The organism is Shinella sp., from assembly GCF_049651085.1.
Taxonomy (GTDB): domain Bacteria; phylum Pseudomonadota; class Alphaproteobacteria; order Rhizobiales; family Rhizobiaceae; genus Shinella.
The window spans coordinates 156,657-170,833 of record NZ_JBASBL010000022.1 but is presented as its reverse complement, the minus strand read 5'-3'; the positions used below and the strand labels follow the sequence as shown (position 1 = coordinate 170,833).

The following is a 14,177-nucleotide window of genomic DNA, read 5'->3' as shown; positions in this document are numbered from 1 at the left end:
CATGCAGCGGGAAGCGAGCTATATCATCCGCAATGCGCGGGTACTGACGATGAACGAGGCGAACCCGCGCGCGAGCGCGATCGCCATCTCGGGCAACCGCATCCTGGCCGTCGGTTCGGAGGCCGGGATCGACCAGTTCTCCGGCCCCGACACCCATGTGATCGACGCGAAGGGCGGCACGGTCCTGCCGGGCTTCAACGAAGCGCACATGCACATTTTCGGCGGCTCGGCCGGACTGCGCGAACTCTCGGTCATGGGCATGAAGGGCTTCGATGCGCTGGACAAGGCGTTGAAGGCCTATGCGGCAGAACACCCGGAGCGCCGGCTGCTGATCGCCCAGCATGCCGACTACACCATCCTTTCCGACGACGAGCGCATGACGCGCCATCATCTCGACCGTATCCTGCCGGATCGCGCCGTGCTGATCTTCGCGCCCGACCACCACACCGCCTGGGCCAATACGCTGGCGCTGGAAATGGCGGGCATCCTCGAGGGGCGTGACGTCGGCATCGGCAACGAGATCGTCATGGGCGAGGACGGCCTTGCGACCGGGGAATTGCGCGAGAGCGACGCCATCCGCCCCGTCTCCATGTTCGGCGAGACCGGCGCGCGCGACATGCTCGGCGTCGGCACCGGTGGCGACCCGGACCATGTCACCGCCGAGGAACGGGCCGGAGACATCGAGATCATCCGGCACGGCTTTGCCTATGTCGCATCGCTTGGCATCACCTCTTTGCAGAACATGGACGGCAGCCTGTACCAGCTGGAAATGCTGGACGAGATCGAGAGGACGAGCGGCCTTCCGGTGCGGGTGCGCATGCCCTTCCACATGAAGAACTTCATGCCGCTCTCGGACCTTGAGACCAAGGCGGCCGCGTGGCGCGAGCGCTTCAATTCCGATCGCCTGCGCTCGGACTTCGTAAAACTCTTCATGGATGGCGTGACGGAATCGAGCACAGCCGTTTTCATCGACGATTATGCGCACCAGCCGGGCCTGAAAGGCGATCCACTGTTCACGCAGGCCCATTTCGACGACATCACCATCGCCGCCGACAGGCTCGGCCTGCCGGTCGCGGTCCATGCCATCGGCGACGGCGCCGTGCGCATGGTGCTGAACGGCTACGAGGCCGCCATGAAGGCGAACGGCAAGCGCGACAGCCGCAATCGCATCGAGCATATCGAAGTGGTGCATCCGGACGACATTCCGCGTTTCAGGGAACTCGGCACCGTCGCCTCCATGCAGCCGACCCATCCGCCGGGCAGCGCCGGCCTGCCGCTGGAACCTTACCTGTCCTATATCGGCGAGGCGCGCTGGCCCCACGCCTTCGCCTGGCGCACACTGGTCGATGCCGGCGCGCCGATCGTCTTCGCCACCGACTGGCCGGTTTCCCCGCTCGATCCGATGCACTGCATCGAATGCGCCATGACACGCAGCGTCTGGAAGGACGGCATGAAGGACGAGCGGCTTTCGCTGCACGAGACGCTCGCCGCCTATACGAAGACCGGCGCATGGGTCGAGTTCATGGAAGACCGCAAGGGCATGCTGAAGCCAGGCTATCTGGCGGATATCGTCGTGCTCTCCGGCGATGTGGAAACGACGGACGCGACACGGCTCGCAGCGCTCCGGCCCGTCACCACGATCTGCGATGGACGCATCACCTATCAGGCATGATGGAAAGCCCACCGAGGTAAGAGTTGAAGGCGTGCCGCATTGGCGGATCCTCGGGGCACACCCGAGGATCGATGGCGGCTGTCAGCCCTGACGCGCGAGGTCCAGCAGATAGGTGTTTTCCGCCCGCGACTTCGCATAGTCCTCGGGGCGGATTTCGGCGAACAGCAGGGTTTCGCCCTCGCAGGGGCCTTCGGCGAGCAGCTTGCCGTCGGGCGCGGCGATCCGGGACAGGCCGGCATAGGTGAAGTGATCGTCCTCGCCGCAATGATTGATATAGGCGACGAAGACCTGGTTTTCGAAAGCGCGCACCTGGATCATGTGATTGGCGATGAAAGTGCCGGAAGCGCCCTTCGGCAGCGCCGTCGGAACGACGACGAGATCGGCCCCGGCCAGCGCCAGACGACGCACGTTTTCAGGGAACTCCACATCGTAGCAGATCAGCATGCCGAGCCGAACGCCGCCGAGTTCCACCATGACGGAGGTCGGCGCGGCGGGCTTGAAGGCGCTGCGCTCGTAGTCCCCGTAAAGATGCGACTTGCGATAGACCGCGTTGGTGCCGATGCCATCGGTGAAGAGTGCGCTGTTGTAGGTCCGCGTGCCTTCCTGCTCGGCAAAGCCGGCAACGATGGCAAGCTTGTTGTCGCGTGCAATCGCGCTGAGCCGCGTTGCCACGTCGCCGGTTGCGGGCGACGCGAGCCGTGCGAAAGCCTCCTGCCCCGCACCATAGCCGGTGACGGCCAGTTCCGGCAGGATCAGGAGCTTCGCACCGCAAGCGGCGGCATCGGCCGCAGCAGCGGCGATGCGCTCGATATTGGCCTCGCCATCGCCTGCGATGGCGTGCATCTGGAGGGCGGCAATGCGCATGGTATCTCCTAATCCCGCGACGACATGGCGCCGAGCAGCTTCGGAAGATCGCCGAAGCGCGCGACGAGGCCGAAGATGGTGGCGGCGATCGCAACGAACAGGATCGTGACCGAAGCCATGGTCGGCGTATAGCCGTAGCGCAACGCATTGAAGATCTTGATCGGCAGCGTCTCCATCGTGAAGCCGATCGTCATATAGGCCACAATATACTCATTGAGCGACAGCACGAAGGCGAATGCATAGCCGGAGACGAGATAGGGCAGGATCAGCGGCAGGACCACGGTGCGGAAGACCGTCCGGTCATCGGCGCCCATCGTCGCGGCGGCTTCCACCAGCGAACGGTCGATGGAGGAAAACCCGAGCGAGAGCGTCACGAGCGGCAGAGTGACGAAGAAGATCGCATGGCTGATGACGGCGGTTGCCGGCTGTCCATAGAAACCGGTCGTCGCCCAGAAGGTGAGAAGGCCGAGCGCGGTAATGACCGGCGGCAGCGTGAAGGGCGCGATGCCGAGCAGCTGGAAGATGTTCGCCCAGGGGGCATGCCGGCGCCAGAGGAACCAGGCGAGCGGCAGCGCGATGGCGAGCGCCAGCGCCGCCGAAAGCGCGGCAAGCGTAAGCGATGCGAAGAGCGCATTGCGCCATTCGGGATTGGAGAAGATCTCGCCGTACCAGCCGAGCGAAAAGCCCTGCGGCGGGAAGGCGAGTGTCTGCTTCTCGTTCACCGACACGCCGGCGACGACGATGAACGGCAGCGAGAGGAACAGGCCGATGAGGCCGAAATAGACCTTTTGCAGGAGGGCGTTCATGCGGCTTCTCCCTTGCGGCCGGCATAGACCGTCAGTGCGACGAGGCCGAGCGTGACGAGCACGAGGAACACGGCCATGGCGGCGGCGAACGGCATGTTCGACTGGTAGATCGCCTGATCGGTGATGAGGACAGAGAGCGTCCAGTGCTGCGGCCGGCCGAGAATCTGCGGCAGGAGGTAGGAGCCAAGCGCGAAGATGAAGACCATGATCAGCGTTGCGACGATGGTGTTGCGCAGCGCCGGCACGACGACGGTGAAGAAGGACTTGACCGGCGAGGCGCCGAGCGTGCGCGCGGCTTCCGTCAGAGTCGGATCGAGCCGCACCAGGGCGGGATAGAGCACCAGCACGGTATAGGGCAGCGCCTGATAGACCATGGCGGTGAGCACCGCGCCGAAGCTCGGGTTCAGCGCCACCGCCTCCTTCATGACGCCGAGCGTGACGAGGAGATTGGTGATGCCGGCCGTGCGCGAGAACAGTGTCGACCAGGCAAAGCCGATGATGACTTCCGAAAGCGAGAGGATCGAAAGCAGCGCCACCAGCCAGAGCACCTGCGTGCGGCGCTTGGCGCGCGACAGCAGGTAGGTGAAGGGAACGGCAAGCACGACGCAGCAGATGGCGACGGCCACCGCGAGGAACAGCGAGAAGCCGAGCACCTTGCCGAAGAAGAGGCTCAGGAACCGAACATAGTTGTCGAAGACGAAGTCGACCGAATAGAAGCCGGCCGGATCGCGCTTGAAGAAGGAAACGGCGATCATCGTCGCGAAGGGCACGACGAAGAAGACGATCAGCATGCCCGCAGGAAAGACGAGCGGACCGTAGTCGGAAAGCTTTTGCGGGGCCTCTCGTCTCATGATTTGAGCACCACGCAATCGTCCGGATTCAGCGAGACGCCGACGGACTGGCCGACGGAAACCTCCGGCCGGGCGTTCGGCATGGACACGGCGACGATCTGCTTGCCGCCGGCCTCCACGAAGGTCTCGATCGTGCCGCCGAGATCGCGCACGAAGCTGACCGTGCCGGTGATCGCTCCGTTGCCGGGAGCGGTCAGGCGCACGTCTTCCGGGCGGACGGAGAGGATGCCCGACTTGAGGCCGGACGGGATGGCGAGACCGGAGACGGATGCGCCGAGAACCGAAGTGCCGGAGGCATCGGCGGAAAAATCGATGAGGTTCGTCATGCCGATGAAGTCGGCGACGAAGGTGTCGGCCGGGCGGCGGTAGATGTCGACCGGCGGTGCGGCCTGACGGATTTCGCCGCCGTTCATCACGACGACCGTATCGGCCATGGTCATCGCCTCGCGCTGATCGTGCGTGACGACGATGGTGGTGATGCCGAGGCGCTGCTGGAGCTGGCGCAATTCCACCTGCATGGCCTCGCGCAGCTTGGCGTCGAGCGCGGAGAGCGGCTCGTCGAGCAGGAAGAGTTTTGGCGAGATGGCGAGCGCCCGGGCGATGGCGACGCGTTGGCGCTGGCCGCCGGAGAGTTTTGCGACGGGGCGGTCGGAATAGCCGGTGAGATGGATCATCGCGAGAAGCTCGTCGACCCGCTTCTTCTGATCCTCCTTGCTGACGCCGCGAATGCGCAGCGAATAGGCGATGTTCTCGCCCACCGTCAGGTGCGGGAAGAGCGCCAGCGACTGGAAGACCATGCCGAGATCGCGCTTGTGGGTCGGAACATTCGTGATGTCCTTGCCGTCGAGCCGGATCTCCCCGCTCGTCGGCAGGTCGAGGCCGGCAACCATGCGCATCAACGTGGTCTTGCCGCAGCCGGATGGCCCGAGCAAGCAGACGAAGGTGCCGTGCGGCACCGTCAGTTCGACATTCCTGACGGCCGTAAACGTGCCGAATTGCTTGGTGACGTTCTGGAGGGTCAGTCCGGACATTGGAGCTCCGCTCGGCGCTTGCGGCCTGTTGCCAGCCGGCTGCGAGAGCCGGCTGGTGATGTTGATGGCGACCGGAGCGTCAGCCCGCGATCATTTCCGTCCACTTCTGGTTCAGCCAGTCGGCCTTGGTCGTGTAGAGATCGTAGCGCGGAATGATCGGCTCGATGTCGGAGGAGACCGCGGCAAACTCTTCGGCCGTCAGGTCGAGGAGATCGCGCTTGACGGTCGGCGCAGTGCCGACCTTGCGCGACAGCAGCGCCTGGATCGACGGCTGGCTCATGTAGTTGATGAAGGTGTGGGCTTCCTCGACCTTGCTCGAAGCGCGCGACAGCGCCCAGCAACCCGAATCCATGATGCCGCCTTCCTTCGGGAAGGTGGAGCGGACCGGCTGGCCATCGGCGGCGGCAAGGCCCGTCACGTCGTGGTAATACTGGCCCATCGGGATTTCGCCCGACTTCAGCGACTGCTCGAACTGGGCTTCGTCACGATACCACAGGCGAACGTTCGGCTTGACTTCCGCGAGCTTCTCGAACGCCTTGAGGAGGCCTTCCTCGGTGTCGAGCGCATTGGTACCGCCGAAATGGGTCTTGGCCGTCACTTCCAGCAGGAAGGAGTTGGAGACGAGCGCCAGCAGGCCGAGCTTGTCGGCGTTTGCCGGATCCCACAGCGCGCTCCAGGAGGTCGGGGCTTCCTTGAAGACATTCGTGTTGGTGACGAGCGTGATGTACCAGGCCACCGCACCGATGCCGGCGACGCGGCCGTCCGGATACTTGTTGACGAAATGTTCGATGAGGTTCGACCCGTTCGGGATCTTCGCCATGTCGAGCGGCGCCCACAGTTCGGTCGACTGGCCCTTCAGCATGGCGACCTGCGACATCATCGAGACGTCGGCCGGGGCCTGACCGGCGCGTGCGGCCTGTTCGAGCTGGACGAGCCAGGCTTCGCCGGTCGGCTCGGCGACCGATTCGACCGCGATCCCCGTTGCCTTGGTAAAGTCCGCAAAGATGTTCTTGTCGAAAGAATCCTTGAAATAACCGCCGTAGACGCCGACCTTCAGCGACTTGTCCTGCGCGCGCAGCACCGCCGGCATTGCAAGCAGCGATGCGCCGGCAACGCCTGCGCCCAGCACGGCGCGGCGGCTGACATTGGTCTTGAGGATGTCACGCATAGTCGTCTTTCTCCTGTTAGGCCGGCCGGTTGTTCCGGCCGGGTTCGTTCCCGTTATTGCTATTCTAGTCAGGCGGTCCGCGCCACGGAAGGACTGAATACCATGAGGCTCAGAATTTCAAAGAGTACCTGTGCACCCGTTTGCGCCGTGTTGGTGGTCGCATCGTATTGCGGCGCCACTTCCACGACGTCGCCGCCCACGAGATTGATGCCCTTGAGGCCGCGGATCAGCTCCAGCACTTCGCGCGTCGTCAGGCCGCCGATCTCCGGCGTTCCGGTGCCGGGCGCAAAGCTCGGATCGAGACTGTCGATGTCGAAGGACAGGTAGGTCGGCCCGTCGCCGACGATCGCCTTCGCCCTTTCGATGATCGCCGGAATGCCGAGGCCGGTCACTTCTTCGGCGTGGATGACGGTCATGCCGGACTCATAGGAGAATTCCCACAGATATTCCGACGAGCCGCGAATGCCGATCTGGATCGTGCGGGCCGGATCGAGCACGCCGTCCAGCACCGCGTTGCGGAACGGGCCGCCATGGTGGAACTTGGTCTGGTCGAACAGGCCGCCCGTATCGCAATGGGCATCGATATGGATCATGCCGACAGGCTGCTTCTTGCCGACCGCCTTCATGATCGGATGGGTGATCGAGTGGTCACCGCCGACGGCGAGCGGAATCACCCCGGCATCGACGATCTGGTTGAAACGCTTCTCGATGTCGTCATGGCTGAGTTCGAGCCGGTAGCGGCTCTGGAACGGCACGTCGCCGATATCGGCCACGCGCAGTTCCTGCACCGGCGCGCAATCGAGCACGTGGTTATACGGACCGATGCGCTCGATGGTGCGCAGGGCGCGCGGCCCGAAACGCGAACCCGGACGGTTGGTGACACCGAGATCCATCGGCACGCCGGTGATGGCAACCTGCAGGTTGCCGAAGTCCGGCTCCTCGGCATCGACCGCCATGAAGGGCGCGGACAGGAAGGTCGGCATGCCGGCATAGGGCGCGACACGGGTGCCGTTCTTGGTGAAGATTTTTTCGGCGACCTTGCGGAAGGCCGGGTCGAACATCTCGCCGCCGTGGCTTGCGCCGTACTTTGCCTTCAGTTCATCGAGCTTGCTGCCGGTCATCGTTCTACCTCGCTTGTCAGGAATGCGGGCAGACCGGGGGCCGGTGCGAAAGCGTTTCGATATGTTCCCCCGGGGCTATGCCCTCGTTTTTTACAGTATCGTTACAAAATGTCTGGAAAATCAATTGACATTGTTGTAGCTCTCACCGTGAGAAAAACTCACACATCAGGTTTCGTTGACGATGTCGCGCCTGCCACCGCTCAATCCCCTGCGTGCCTTCGAGGCGACCGCCCGGCGCGGCGCCGTTTCAGCGGCTGCGCGGGAACTGAACGTCACGCACGGCGCGGTGAGCCACCAGATCCGCGCGCTCGAGGAATCGCTGGGAACGACGCTTTTCGAGCGCGGCGGCAAACGGCTCAAGCTGACGCCGCAGGGCGCGCTGCTGCTGCCGGCAGTCACCAACGCTTTCGGCGAGATCGCGGCGGCGACAGCCTTGATGCGACAACCGGAAACCCGCGGCGACCTTACCATCGCCTGCGTGCCCGCCCTGCTTTCGCTCTGGCTGATTCCACGCCTCAACACCTTCACCGATCAATTTCCGGGCGTGCGCATCACGCTCATCGCCTCCAACGACCCCGACAATCTGCGCTCGCTGGATACGGATGTCAGCATGCTCTATGGCGACGGCAACTGGCCGGACTGCTGGACGCGGCTCTGGTCGTATCTGCAGCTTTTCCCCGTCGCCAGCCCGACGCTGCTCAATAGCCGCCCGCTGCGCTCCATTCGGGATCTTGCGGACCACACGCTGTTTCACGGCGATGACGGGCGCGAATGGAACACCTGGCTTTCGGCGGCCGACGCCCTCGAGATAGGCCGTGGCCGCCAGCACTTCATGAGCGATGCGCGCCTGTCCACCGAAGCGGCCCTGCACGGGCAGGGCATTGCTCTCGGCGATACGATCACCGCAAGCAACCTGATCGCTCGCGGCGAGCTGGTGGTGCCCTTCGACCTGTCGGTCCCGGCGAACGACGCCTTCTATGTCGCCTGCCGGCAGTCGGCGCGCCAGACGCCCATCGTGAAGGTCTTCATCGACTGGCTCTTTGCCGCGCTCGAAGAAACCCTTCCCGAACCGCAGGCCAATGCCCGCAAGCTGCTGCGCGGCCGAGGCCGCACGACAGATACCCCAACCCCGGCCAAGAACCGGTCCCTCTCCACCCCGATGCGCAAGACCCGCGCCTGACCTTCCACGGAAACAGCCATGCCTCGCTTCAACCCGCTCGTCGAAACCCTCGCTGCCCCGCCCATCCCGTCCGTCTTCGCCTGGGGCAAGGCCTATGACGGCCGCAGCGGACCGATGATCGACCTGTCGCAGGCCGTTCCGGGCTACCCGCCGCATCCCGAGATGCTGCGGCTGCTCGGCGAATACGCCGCCTCACGCGCCTATACCGGCTATGGACCGATCGAGGGGGAAGACGTGCTGCGCGCGGCCTATGCCGGGCATCTTTCGCAAACCTACGGCGTCCCGCTTGACGCTGGCAATGTTCACGTCACATCCGGCTGCAACCAGGCCTTCATCTGCGCCGCCATGGCCATCGCCGGGACCGGCGATGCCGTGCTGATGACCGATCCCTACTACTTCAACCAGGAAACCACGCTTGCCATGCTGGGTATCAAGACGCGGTTTGCCGCCTGCGATCCGGCAAACGGTTTCCTGCCGGATGTCGAGACGCTTGCTGCCGCAATCACCCCGGACGTGCGGGCGCTGGCGCTGGTTTCGCCGAACAACCCGACCGGCGCGGTCTATCCGACGGAACTGCTTTCAGCCATCTACGACCTTTGCGTGGCGCGCGGCATCTGGCTCATCCTCGACGAAACCTATCGCGACTTCCTGCCGGAGGGCACTGGGCGCCCGCACGACCTGTTTGGCCGCGCCGGCTGGCAGGACACGCTGATCGGCCTCTACAGCTTCTCCAAGTCGTTCTGCATCCCCGGCCACCGGCTCGGCGCGATCACGGCCGGCAGCGGCGTGGTCGAGCAGGTGGCGAAGATCATGGACAACCTGCAGATCTGCCCGCCGCGCTCCGCCCAGGCTGCCGTCGCGACCGCCCTGCCACTGCTGGCCGACTGGCGTGAAGAGAACCGCCGCGAGATCGCGCGCCGGGTGGAAGCGCTTCGCGCCACCATGGCCCATACGCCAGCCTGGCGCATCGGCGCGGTCGGCGCGTATTTCGCCTTCATCGGCCACCCGTTCGGCGACGCGCCTTCGGCCCGCGTTGCCGAAAAGCTCGCCAAGGAGGCCGGCATCCTCTGCCTGCCCGGCAGCTATTTCGGCGCAGGACAGGAAGGCTATCTGCGCTTTGCCTTCGCCAATGCCGATGTCGAAACCATTTCGCGGCTGAAAGACCGCCTCGGCGGGTTCACGCTGGATTGAACGGCCATTTCAGGACTTGACCTTGCCATGGGGTAAGGCTTCAGCATGTGGAAACACATAGGAGATACCCCATGAGCAATGCCAATATCCTCGCCTTCACCGTTTCCGACATGACCTGCGGCCACTGCGCCAAGGCGATCACCGGCGCGGTGCTCACCGCCTACCCCGCAGCCAAAGTCGATATCGACATCGCCGCAAAGCGCGTCACCATCGAGAATGCCGGCGACCGCGCCGCGGTCGCATCGGTCATCGAGGCCGAAGGCTATTCGCCCGTCGATGCATGATTCCCGAAACATCGCTTGACCTTGACATGATGGGAAGATGCACGATCTATCCGAGTTAGGATGAAGGGTGCATCATGCTCACCGCAAACGACCAGCAGACGATCAGGATTTCTATCTCGGACATGACCCGCGCCTCCTGCATGCGCCGGGTGGAGACCGGTGACCGCAGGCCTGCTCTACCGACCTTCGGCATCCGGTTCTCGCCGGCGCTGGCGGCGGGCGCCATGGCGCTCTCCAGCACCTTCGTCGTCTCCAACGCGCTACGGCTGAAGCGCTTCCGCCCGACCTACAAGGAAGATTTGGCATGAATATAGGCGAAGCGGCGGAGGCGACAGGCGTCACCGCCAAGATGATCCGCCACTACGAGCAGATCGGCCTCATTCCACAGGCCGGACGGACGGGCGCCGGCTACCGGGTCTACGGTCCGCGGGACCTTTCGACGCTCTCCTTCATCCGCCGCGCCCGCGATCTCGGCTTTTCCATCGCCCAGATCCGCGATCTCCTGACGCTGTGGCAGGATCGCGCCCGCGCCTCGGCCGACGTCAAGCGCATCGCCGGCGCGCATATCGACGAGATGCGGGAAAAGATGCGCCTGCTGCAGGAAATGGTGCACACGCTCGAACACCTTTCCGCCCATTGCCAAGGTGACGACCGGCCGGACTGCCCGATTCTCGAGCAGCTCGCCACCGGAAAATCAGAGGAAAAATGCTGCTAGATCATGCAGCTGCGGACAGATGTTCATGTACGGCGAGCCAGCGGCCGGCGTTGTTGCGCGCAAAGACGATCGTCTCGCGCTCGTTGTTCGTCACCGTCTCGCCACCGACCGAGACATCGGTTTCGACAGCATGGGTGAAGATCGCCACGTCTCCGACGAGCTGAACCTTGCGGTCGGTCGAGCGGCAGCCGAGTACGCGAAAACCGTCGCGCTCCTCCCACAGCGCCCATTCCGCCTCATAGGCGGCGCGGTCGGCGAGCGTGCGGTCGAGATTGTAGAAGAGAAAGGTCGCCTCGGGCGCAAAGGCTTCGAAATAGGCGGCGCGGTCGTGCCGGGAAAAGGCCCCTACCAACGCGTCTGCGGCGGATAGGACGGCGGATTTCGTGTCTGTCATGCGTTCCTCGACTTAGACGATCTTGATGCTGCTGATGAGCGCGGCGATAGGCTCGTGTTGGCTGTTGACGCGCGCCCTCAGCTCTTCGAGCGGCATGGCGTCCACCTTGCAGAACTCGATGAACATCATGTTGAGATTGTTGAAGAAGACTTCACCCATGGATTTCGCATCGACGCCGGCATGCACGACGCCGCGCGCCTGCAGGGTCTCGACGAGCTGGACAACCTGGGCGCAGAGCTGGCCGTCCAGCTCCGTATAGCGCCTGGAGAGCGGCGTTTCGGGCTGCTGGATGGAGATCGCCATGGCCGTGCGCCACATCTCCTTGGAGAGATAGACCAGCGAGTGGTCGTAATATTGTTCGATCAGCGTGCGCAACGCTTCGGCCACATTGAGCGGCGGATTGGCGAGGATGCGCGCGCCCCCCTCCAGCACTTCCGTCACCTCCATCGCGACGGTGGCAACGAGGATATCGCCCTTGTTCTGATAGTAGTTGTAGAGCGTGCCGACGGAGACCTCGGCCATCTCGGCAATGTCCTCGATGCGGGCGCTGTCATAGCCCTGCTCGCGGAACAGCGTGGTCGCGGCCTCCAGGATGCGGCGCGTCTTGTCAGCTTTCTGTTTTGCCCGCAATCCGGCCATGGAACCCTCCGTGGAATCTCCTCAAAATTGAGATTGACTTAAAAAATGAACTCGTTCAATCTTTTTCTCAAGGCACCGCAAACGAGTGCCATCCGCCAAGGCCGAAAGCCTTAAGCCAGAGGGAAAGTTGATGACGAAAACCGTTTCCGGCGGCATGTCCCGCCACATGCTTCTTGCCACCGCCGCAGCAATCGCCCTTTCGCCTGTCAGCGCGCTGGCGCAGGACGAGCTCAACGCGCTCGTCTGGTGCGACCACACCGATCCGGCGCTGGTCGAGCCCTTCGAGAAGGCCAACAACGTCAAGGTCAACCTCAAGGAATACGAGGGCACGGGTGCCGCAATCTCGATCATCGAACAGTCCCGCCCCGGCGACTGGGACGTGCTGGTGATCGACGCCGTCGACGTGCCGCGCGCCATCGACATGGAGATTCTCGGCGAAATGCCGGCCGATCAGCTGCCGCTGAACGACCTCTTCCCGGAAGTGCGCATGGACGCGACGACGACCAAGGACGGCAAGGTCTACGCCATTACCGAAAAGTTTGGCTACAACACCATTTCCTATGACAAGTCGAAGGTCGATCCGGCCGACATGGACGACCTTTCGGTCATCTGGTCGGACAAGTACAAGGGCCGCATCGCGCTCTATGACTACTACCTGCCCATGGTCGGGCTCACCGGCGTCGGCATTGGCAAGAAGACCGCCGACCTCACGCAGGACGACCTGCCGGCGATCAAGGAAAAGCTCTTCGAGATGAAGGCCGTCTCCCGTCAGGTGAGCGACGTGGTCGCCTCGCAGACGGCGCTGGCAACCGGCGAGGTCGATATCGTCGTGGGTGGCGGCGAGTGGCTGACGGCCGGCCTCACCGCGGAAAAGCCCAATCTCGACTGGACGATCCCGAAACAGGGCGCGCTGCGCTGGGCCCAGTCGATCGGCGTCTTCAAGGATTCGGCCAAGCAGGACCTCGCCCTGAAATTCGTGCAGTACATCGTCAGCCCCGAGGGACAGGCGCGGCTTGCGACCTCCTCCTGCTACTGGGCAATGCCCTCGAACGCCAAGGCGGGCGAACACCTGACCGACCAGCAGAAGACGGCGCTGCGCTGGGACAAGCAGCCTGAATACCTGAAGAACTCGCAGCTCTACCCCGTCGCCGATGCCGACATGGACGCCGCGATGCAGGACGTCTGGACCGAGATGCTGCAGCAGTAAGGTTCTGGCACGGCGGCGCGCCGCCGTACACGAAACTTGCGTCAGGGATTTGCCCCTCACCCTAGCCCTCTCCCCGCAAGCGGGAGAGGGAACGCCCCGCCGATTGCCGGAAGGGCAGGAAACGGCGCTGGCCGGCAGGCCGCCCGGACGAGGGGCAGCATCCCGCAGAACGCGAACGGAGACCCGAAGCATGACCGCCACTGCCCTCGAACGCGCGGAGCGCCGCAAGGCCTGGGCCTTCGCCCTGCCCGCGCTGCTCTGGACGGGTTTCTTCTTCCTCGTGCCCTTCGCCTATATGGCGGCAATCAGCTTCTGGACACGGCAGGGGCGCGAGATCGTCGCCACCTGGACGCTCGACAACTACATCGCCTTCTTCGGCAAGGCGCATTTCTTCAAGGGCCTCGTCGTCTCGCTGGAGATCACGGCCACCGTCACCGTCATTTCTATCCTGCTCGCCTATCCGCTCGCATGGATCATCGCCGAGCGCATCCCGAAGAAGTGGCAGCGCTTCGCGCTCATCATGGCGATCCTGCCTTTCTGGACCTCCTATGTGGTGCGTTCCTATTCCTGGCTGCTGGTGCTGTCCAAGGGCGGCGTCGTCAACCAGGCGCTGCTCTGGCTCGGGGTCATTGCCGAGCCGCTGGAGCTGTCGGCCAACCGCATCGGCACGATCATCGGCTTCGTCCATTTCTTCGTCATGCTGCTGACGCTGACCATCTATGCCAACCTCATCCAGCTTTCGCCGAATTACCGTCGCGCGGCCGCAGATCTCGGAGCCAATGCCTTCCAGACCTTCTGGCACGTCGTGCTGCCGTTGACGCTGCCCGGCATCATGGTCGGCGCGTTCCTCACCTTCGTGCTGTGCATCGGCGACTACATCACGCCGCAGATTCTCGGCGGCAACAACGAGCTGGTCCTGCCGCAGATCATCATGCTGCAACTCGGACGACGGGCCGATTTCCCGATGGCCGCCGCGCTGTCGCTGGTGCTGATGGTCATCGTCACGCTCGCCTATATCGCCTGCGCGCGCTGGCTGAAAATGGAGCGGACCTGA

General features: G+C 63.9%; 16 protein-coding genes. 8 read left to right on the top strand and 8 right to left on the bottom strand.

The features are described 5' to 3' along the window. Position 1 precedes the first annotated feature (1 nt). Entirely contained in the window at positions 2–1,672 is a 1,671-nt protein-coding gene (locus tag WA950_RS15260) for an amidohydrolase (protein WP_424552564.1), read from the top strand. Positions 1,673–1,753: 81 nt separating this feature from the next. On the opposite strand, the gene WA950_RS15255 is transcribed toward WA950_RS15260, so the two are convergent. The 6 genes from WA950_RS15255 to speB form a co-directional block, all read right to left on the bottom strand. After that, on the bottom strand, positions 1,754–2,536 hold the full coding sequence (locus WA950_RS15255) for a carbon-nitrogen hydrolase family protein (RefSeq protein WP_424552563.1): 783 nt from the start codon (positions 2,534–2,536) through the stop codon (positions 1,754–1,756). A gap of 8 nt (positions 2,537–2,544) precedes the next feature. Further along, positions 2,545–3,342 (bottom strand): ABC transporter permease, encoded by a 798-nt coding sequence (locus WA950_RS15250; RefSeq protein ID WP_424552562.1) that lies wholly within the window; start codon positions 3,340–3,342, stop codon positions 2,545–2,547. Next, positions 3,339–4,193: an ABC transporter permease gene (locus WA950_RS15245; protein WP_424552561.1), complete on the bottom strand. Its 855-nt coding sequence runs from the start codon at positions 4,191–4,193 to the stop codon at positions 3,339–3,341. Before WA950_RS15245 ends, WA950_RS15250 begins: the two co-directional genes overlap by 4 nt. Further along, entirely contained in the window at positions 4,190–5,224 is a 1,035-nt protein-coding gene (locus WA950_RS15240; RefSeq protein WP_424552560.1) for an ABC transporter ATP-binding protein, read from the bottom strand. The genes WA950_RS15245 and WA950_RS15240 overlap by 4 nt, the downstream gene beginning before the upstream one ends. A 79-nt stretch (positions 5,225–5,303) precedes the next feature. After that, positions 5,304–6,392, bottom strand: a complete 1,089-nt coding sequence (locus tag WA950_RS15235; protein WP_424552559.1) for an ABC transporter substrate-binding protein — start codon at positions 6,390–6,392, stop codon at positions 5,304–5,306. 68 nt (positions 6,393–6,460) lie between these two features. After that, on the bottom strand, positions 6,461–7,513 hold the full coding sequence (speB, locus tag WA950_RS15230) for an agmatinase (protein ID WP_424552558.1): 1,053 nt from the start codon (positions 7,511–7,513) through the stop codon (positions 6,461–6,463). Positions 7,514–7,694: 181 nt separating this feature from the next. On the opposite strand from speB, the gene WA950_RS15225 reads away from it, so the two are divergent. The 5 genes from WA950_RS15225 (at position 7,695) to cueR (ending at position 10,883) form a co-directional block, all read left to right on the top strand. Then, entirely contained in the window at positions 7,695–8,693 is a 999-nt protein-coding gene (locus tag WA950_RS15225) for a LysR substrate-binding domain-containing protein (RefSeq protein WP_424552557.1), read from the top strand. A gap of 18 nt (positions 8,694–8,711) precedes the next feature. Next, on the top strand, positions 8,712–9,884 hold the full coding sequence (locus WA950_RS15220; RefSeq protein WP_424552556.1) for an aminotransferase: 1,173 nt from the start codon (positions 8,712–8,714) through the stop codon (positions 9,882–9,884). A 71-nt stretch (positions 9,885–9,955) separates the two neighbouring features. Continuing rightward, a complete protein-coding gene (locus WA950_RS15215) occupies positions 9,956–10,168 on the top strand; it encodes a heavy-metal-associated domain-containing protein (RefSeq protein ID WP_424552555.1) in 213 nt (70 codons plus the stop codon). 74 nt (positions 10,169–10,242) lie between these two features. Next, positions 10,243–10,476: a hypothetical protein gene (locus WA950_RS15210; RefSeq protein WP_424552694.1), complete on the top strand. Its 234-nt coding sequence runs from the start codon at positions 10,243–10,245 to the stop codon at positions 10,474–10,476. Next, the gene (gene cueR, locus WA950_RS15205; protein WP_424552554.1) at positions 10,473–10,883 is read left to right on the top strand and encodes a Cu(I)-responsive transcriptional regulator; all 411 of its coding nucleotides are present in this window, start codon (positions 10,473–10,475) and stop codon (positions 10,881–10,883) included. Before WA950_RS15210 ends, cueR begins: the two co-directional genes overlap by 4 nt. 1 nt (position 10,884) lies before the next feature. Here cueR and WA950_RS15200 read toward each other — a convergent pair whose 3' ends face one another. Continuing rightward, positions 10,885–11,277, bottom strand: coding sequence for a YybH family protein (locus WA950_RS15200; protein ID WP_424552553.1), 393 nt, complete (start codon positions 11,275–11,277; stop codon positions 10,885–10,887). Positions 11,278–11,289: 12 nt separating this feature from the next. Further along, positions 11,290–11,916, bottom strand: a complete 627-nt coding sequence (locus WA950_RS15195) for a TetR/AcrR family transcriptional regulator (RefSeq protein WP_424552552.1) — start codon at positions 11,914–11,916, stop codon at positions 11,290–11,292. A 130-nt stretch (positions 11,917–12,046) separates the two neighbouring features. On the opposite strand from WA950_RS15195, the gene WA950_RS15190 reads away from it, so the two are divergent. Both WA950_RS15190 and WA950_RS15185 read left to right on the top strand, forming a co-directional pair. After that, complete coding sequence (locus WA950_RS15190) at positions 12,047–13,123, top strand: polyamine ABC transporter substrate-binding protein (protein WP_424552551.1); 1,077 nt, start codon at positions 12,047–12,049, stop codon at positions 13,121–13,123. A gap of 190 nt (positions 13,124–13,313) precedes the next feature. After that, positions 13,314–14,177, top strand: a complete 864-nt coding sequence (locus WA950_RS15185; protein WP_424552550.1) for an ABC transporter permease — start codon at positions 13,314–13,316, stop codon at positions 14,175–14,177.

Excerpts from the sequence above, each read along its gene's own strand:
- WA950_RS15235 (WP_424552559.1), bottom strand. The coding sequence starts at position 6,392 with ATGCGTGACATCCTCAAGACCAATGTCAGCCGCCGCGCCGTGCTGGGC.
- speB (WP_424552558.1), bottom strand. The coding sequence starts at position 7,513 with ATGACCGGCAGCAAGCTCGATGAACTGAAGGCAAAGTACGGCGCAAGC.
- WA950_RS15185 (WP_424552550.1), top strand. The coding sequence starts at position 13,314 with ATGACCGCCACTGCCCTCGAACGCGCGGAGCGCCGCAAGGCCTGGGCC.
- WA950_RS15220 (WP_424552556.1), top strand. The coding sequence starts at position 8,712 with ATGCCTCGCTTCAACCCGCTCGTCGAAACCCTCGCTGCCCCGCCCATC.
- WA950_RS15215 (WP_424552555.1), top strand. The coding sequence starts at position 9,956 with ATGAGCAATGCCAATATCCTCGCCTTCACCGTTTCCGACATGACCTGC.
- WA950_RS15210 (WP_424552694.1), top strand. The coding sequence starts at position 10,243 with ATGCTCACCGCAAACGACCAGCAGACGATCAGGATTTCTATCTCGGAC.
- WA950_RS15200 (WP_424552553.1), bottom strand. The coding sequence starts at position 11,277 with ATGACAGACACGAAATCCGCCGTCCTATCCGCCGCAGACGCGTTGGTA.
- WA950_RS15260 (WP_424552564.1), top strand. The coding sequence starts at position 2 with ATGCAGCGGGAAGCGAGCTATATCATCCGCAATGCGCGGGTACTGACG.
- WA950_RS15255 (WP_424552563.1), bottom strand. The coding sequence starts at position 2,536 with ATGCGCATTGCCGCCCTCCAGATGCACGCCATCGCAGGCGATGGCGAG.
- WA950_RS15250 (WP_424552562.1), bottom strand. The coding sequence starts at position 3,342 with ATGAACGCCCTCCTGCAAAAGGTCTATTTCGGCCTCATCGGCCTGTTC.
- WA950_RS15245 (WP_424552561.1), bottom strand. The coding sequence starts at position 4,193 with ATGAGACGAGAGGCCCCGCAAAAGCTTTCCGACTACGGTCCGCTCGTC.
- WA950_RS15195 (WP_424552552.1), bottom strand. The coding sequence starts at position 11,916 with ATGGCCGGATTGCGGGCAAAACAGAAAGCTGACAAGACGCGCCGCATC.
- WA950_RS15225 (WP_424552557.1), top strand. The coding sequence starts at position 7,695 with ATGTCGCGCCTGCCACCGCTCAATCCCCTGCGTGCCTTCGAGGCGACC.
- WA950_RS15240 (WP_424552560.1), bottom strand. The coding sequence starts at position 5,224 with ATGTCCGGACTGACCCTCCAGAACGTCACCAAGCAATTCGGCACGTTT.
- WA950_RS15190 (WP_424552551.1), top strand. The coding sequence starts at position 12,047 with ATGACGAAAACCGTTTCCGGCGGCATGTCCCGCCACATGCTTCTTGCC.
- cueR (WP_424552554.1), top strand. The coding sequence starts at position 10,473 with ATGAATATAGGCGAAGCGGCGGAGGCGACAGGCGTCACCGCCAAGATG.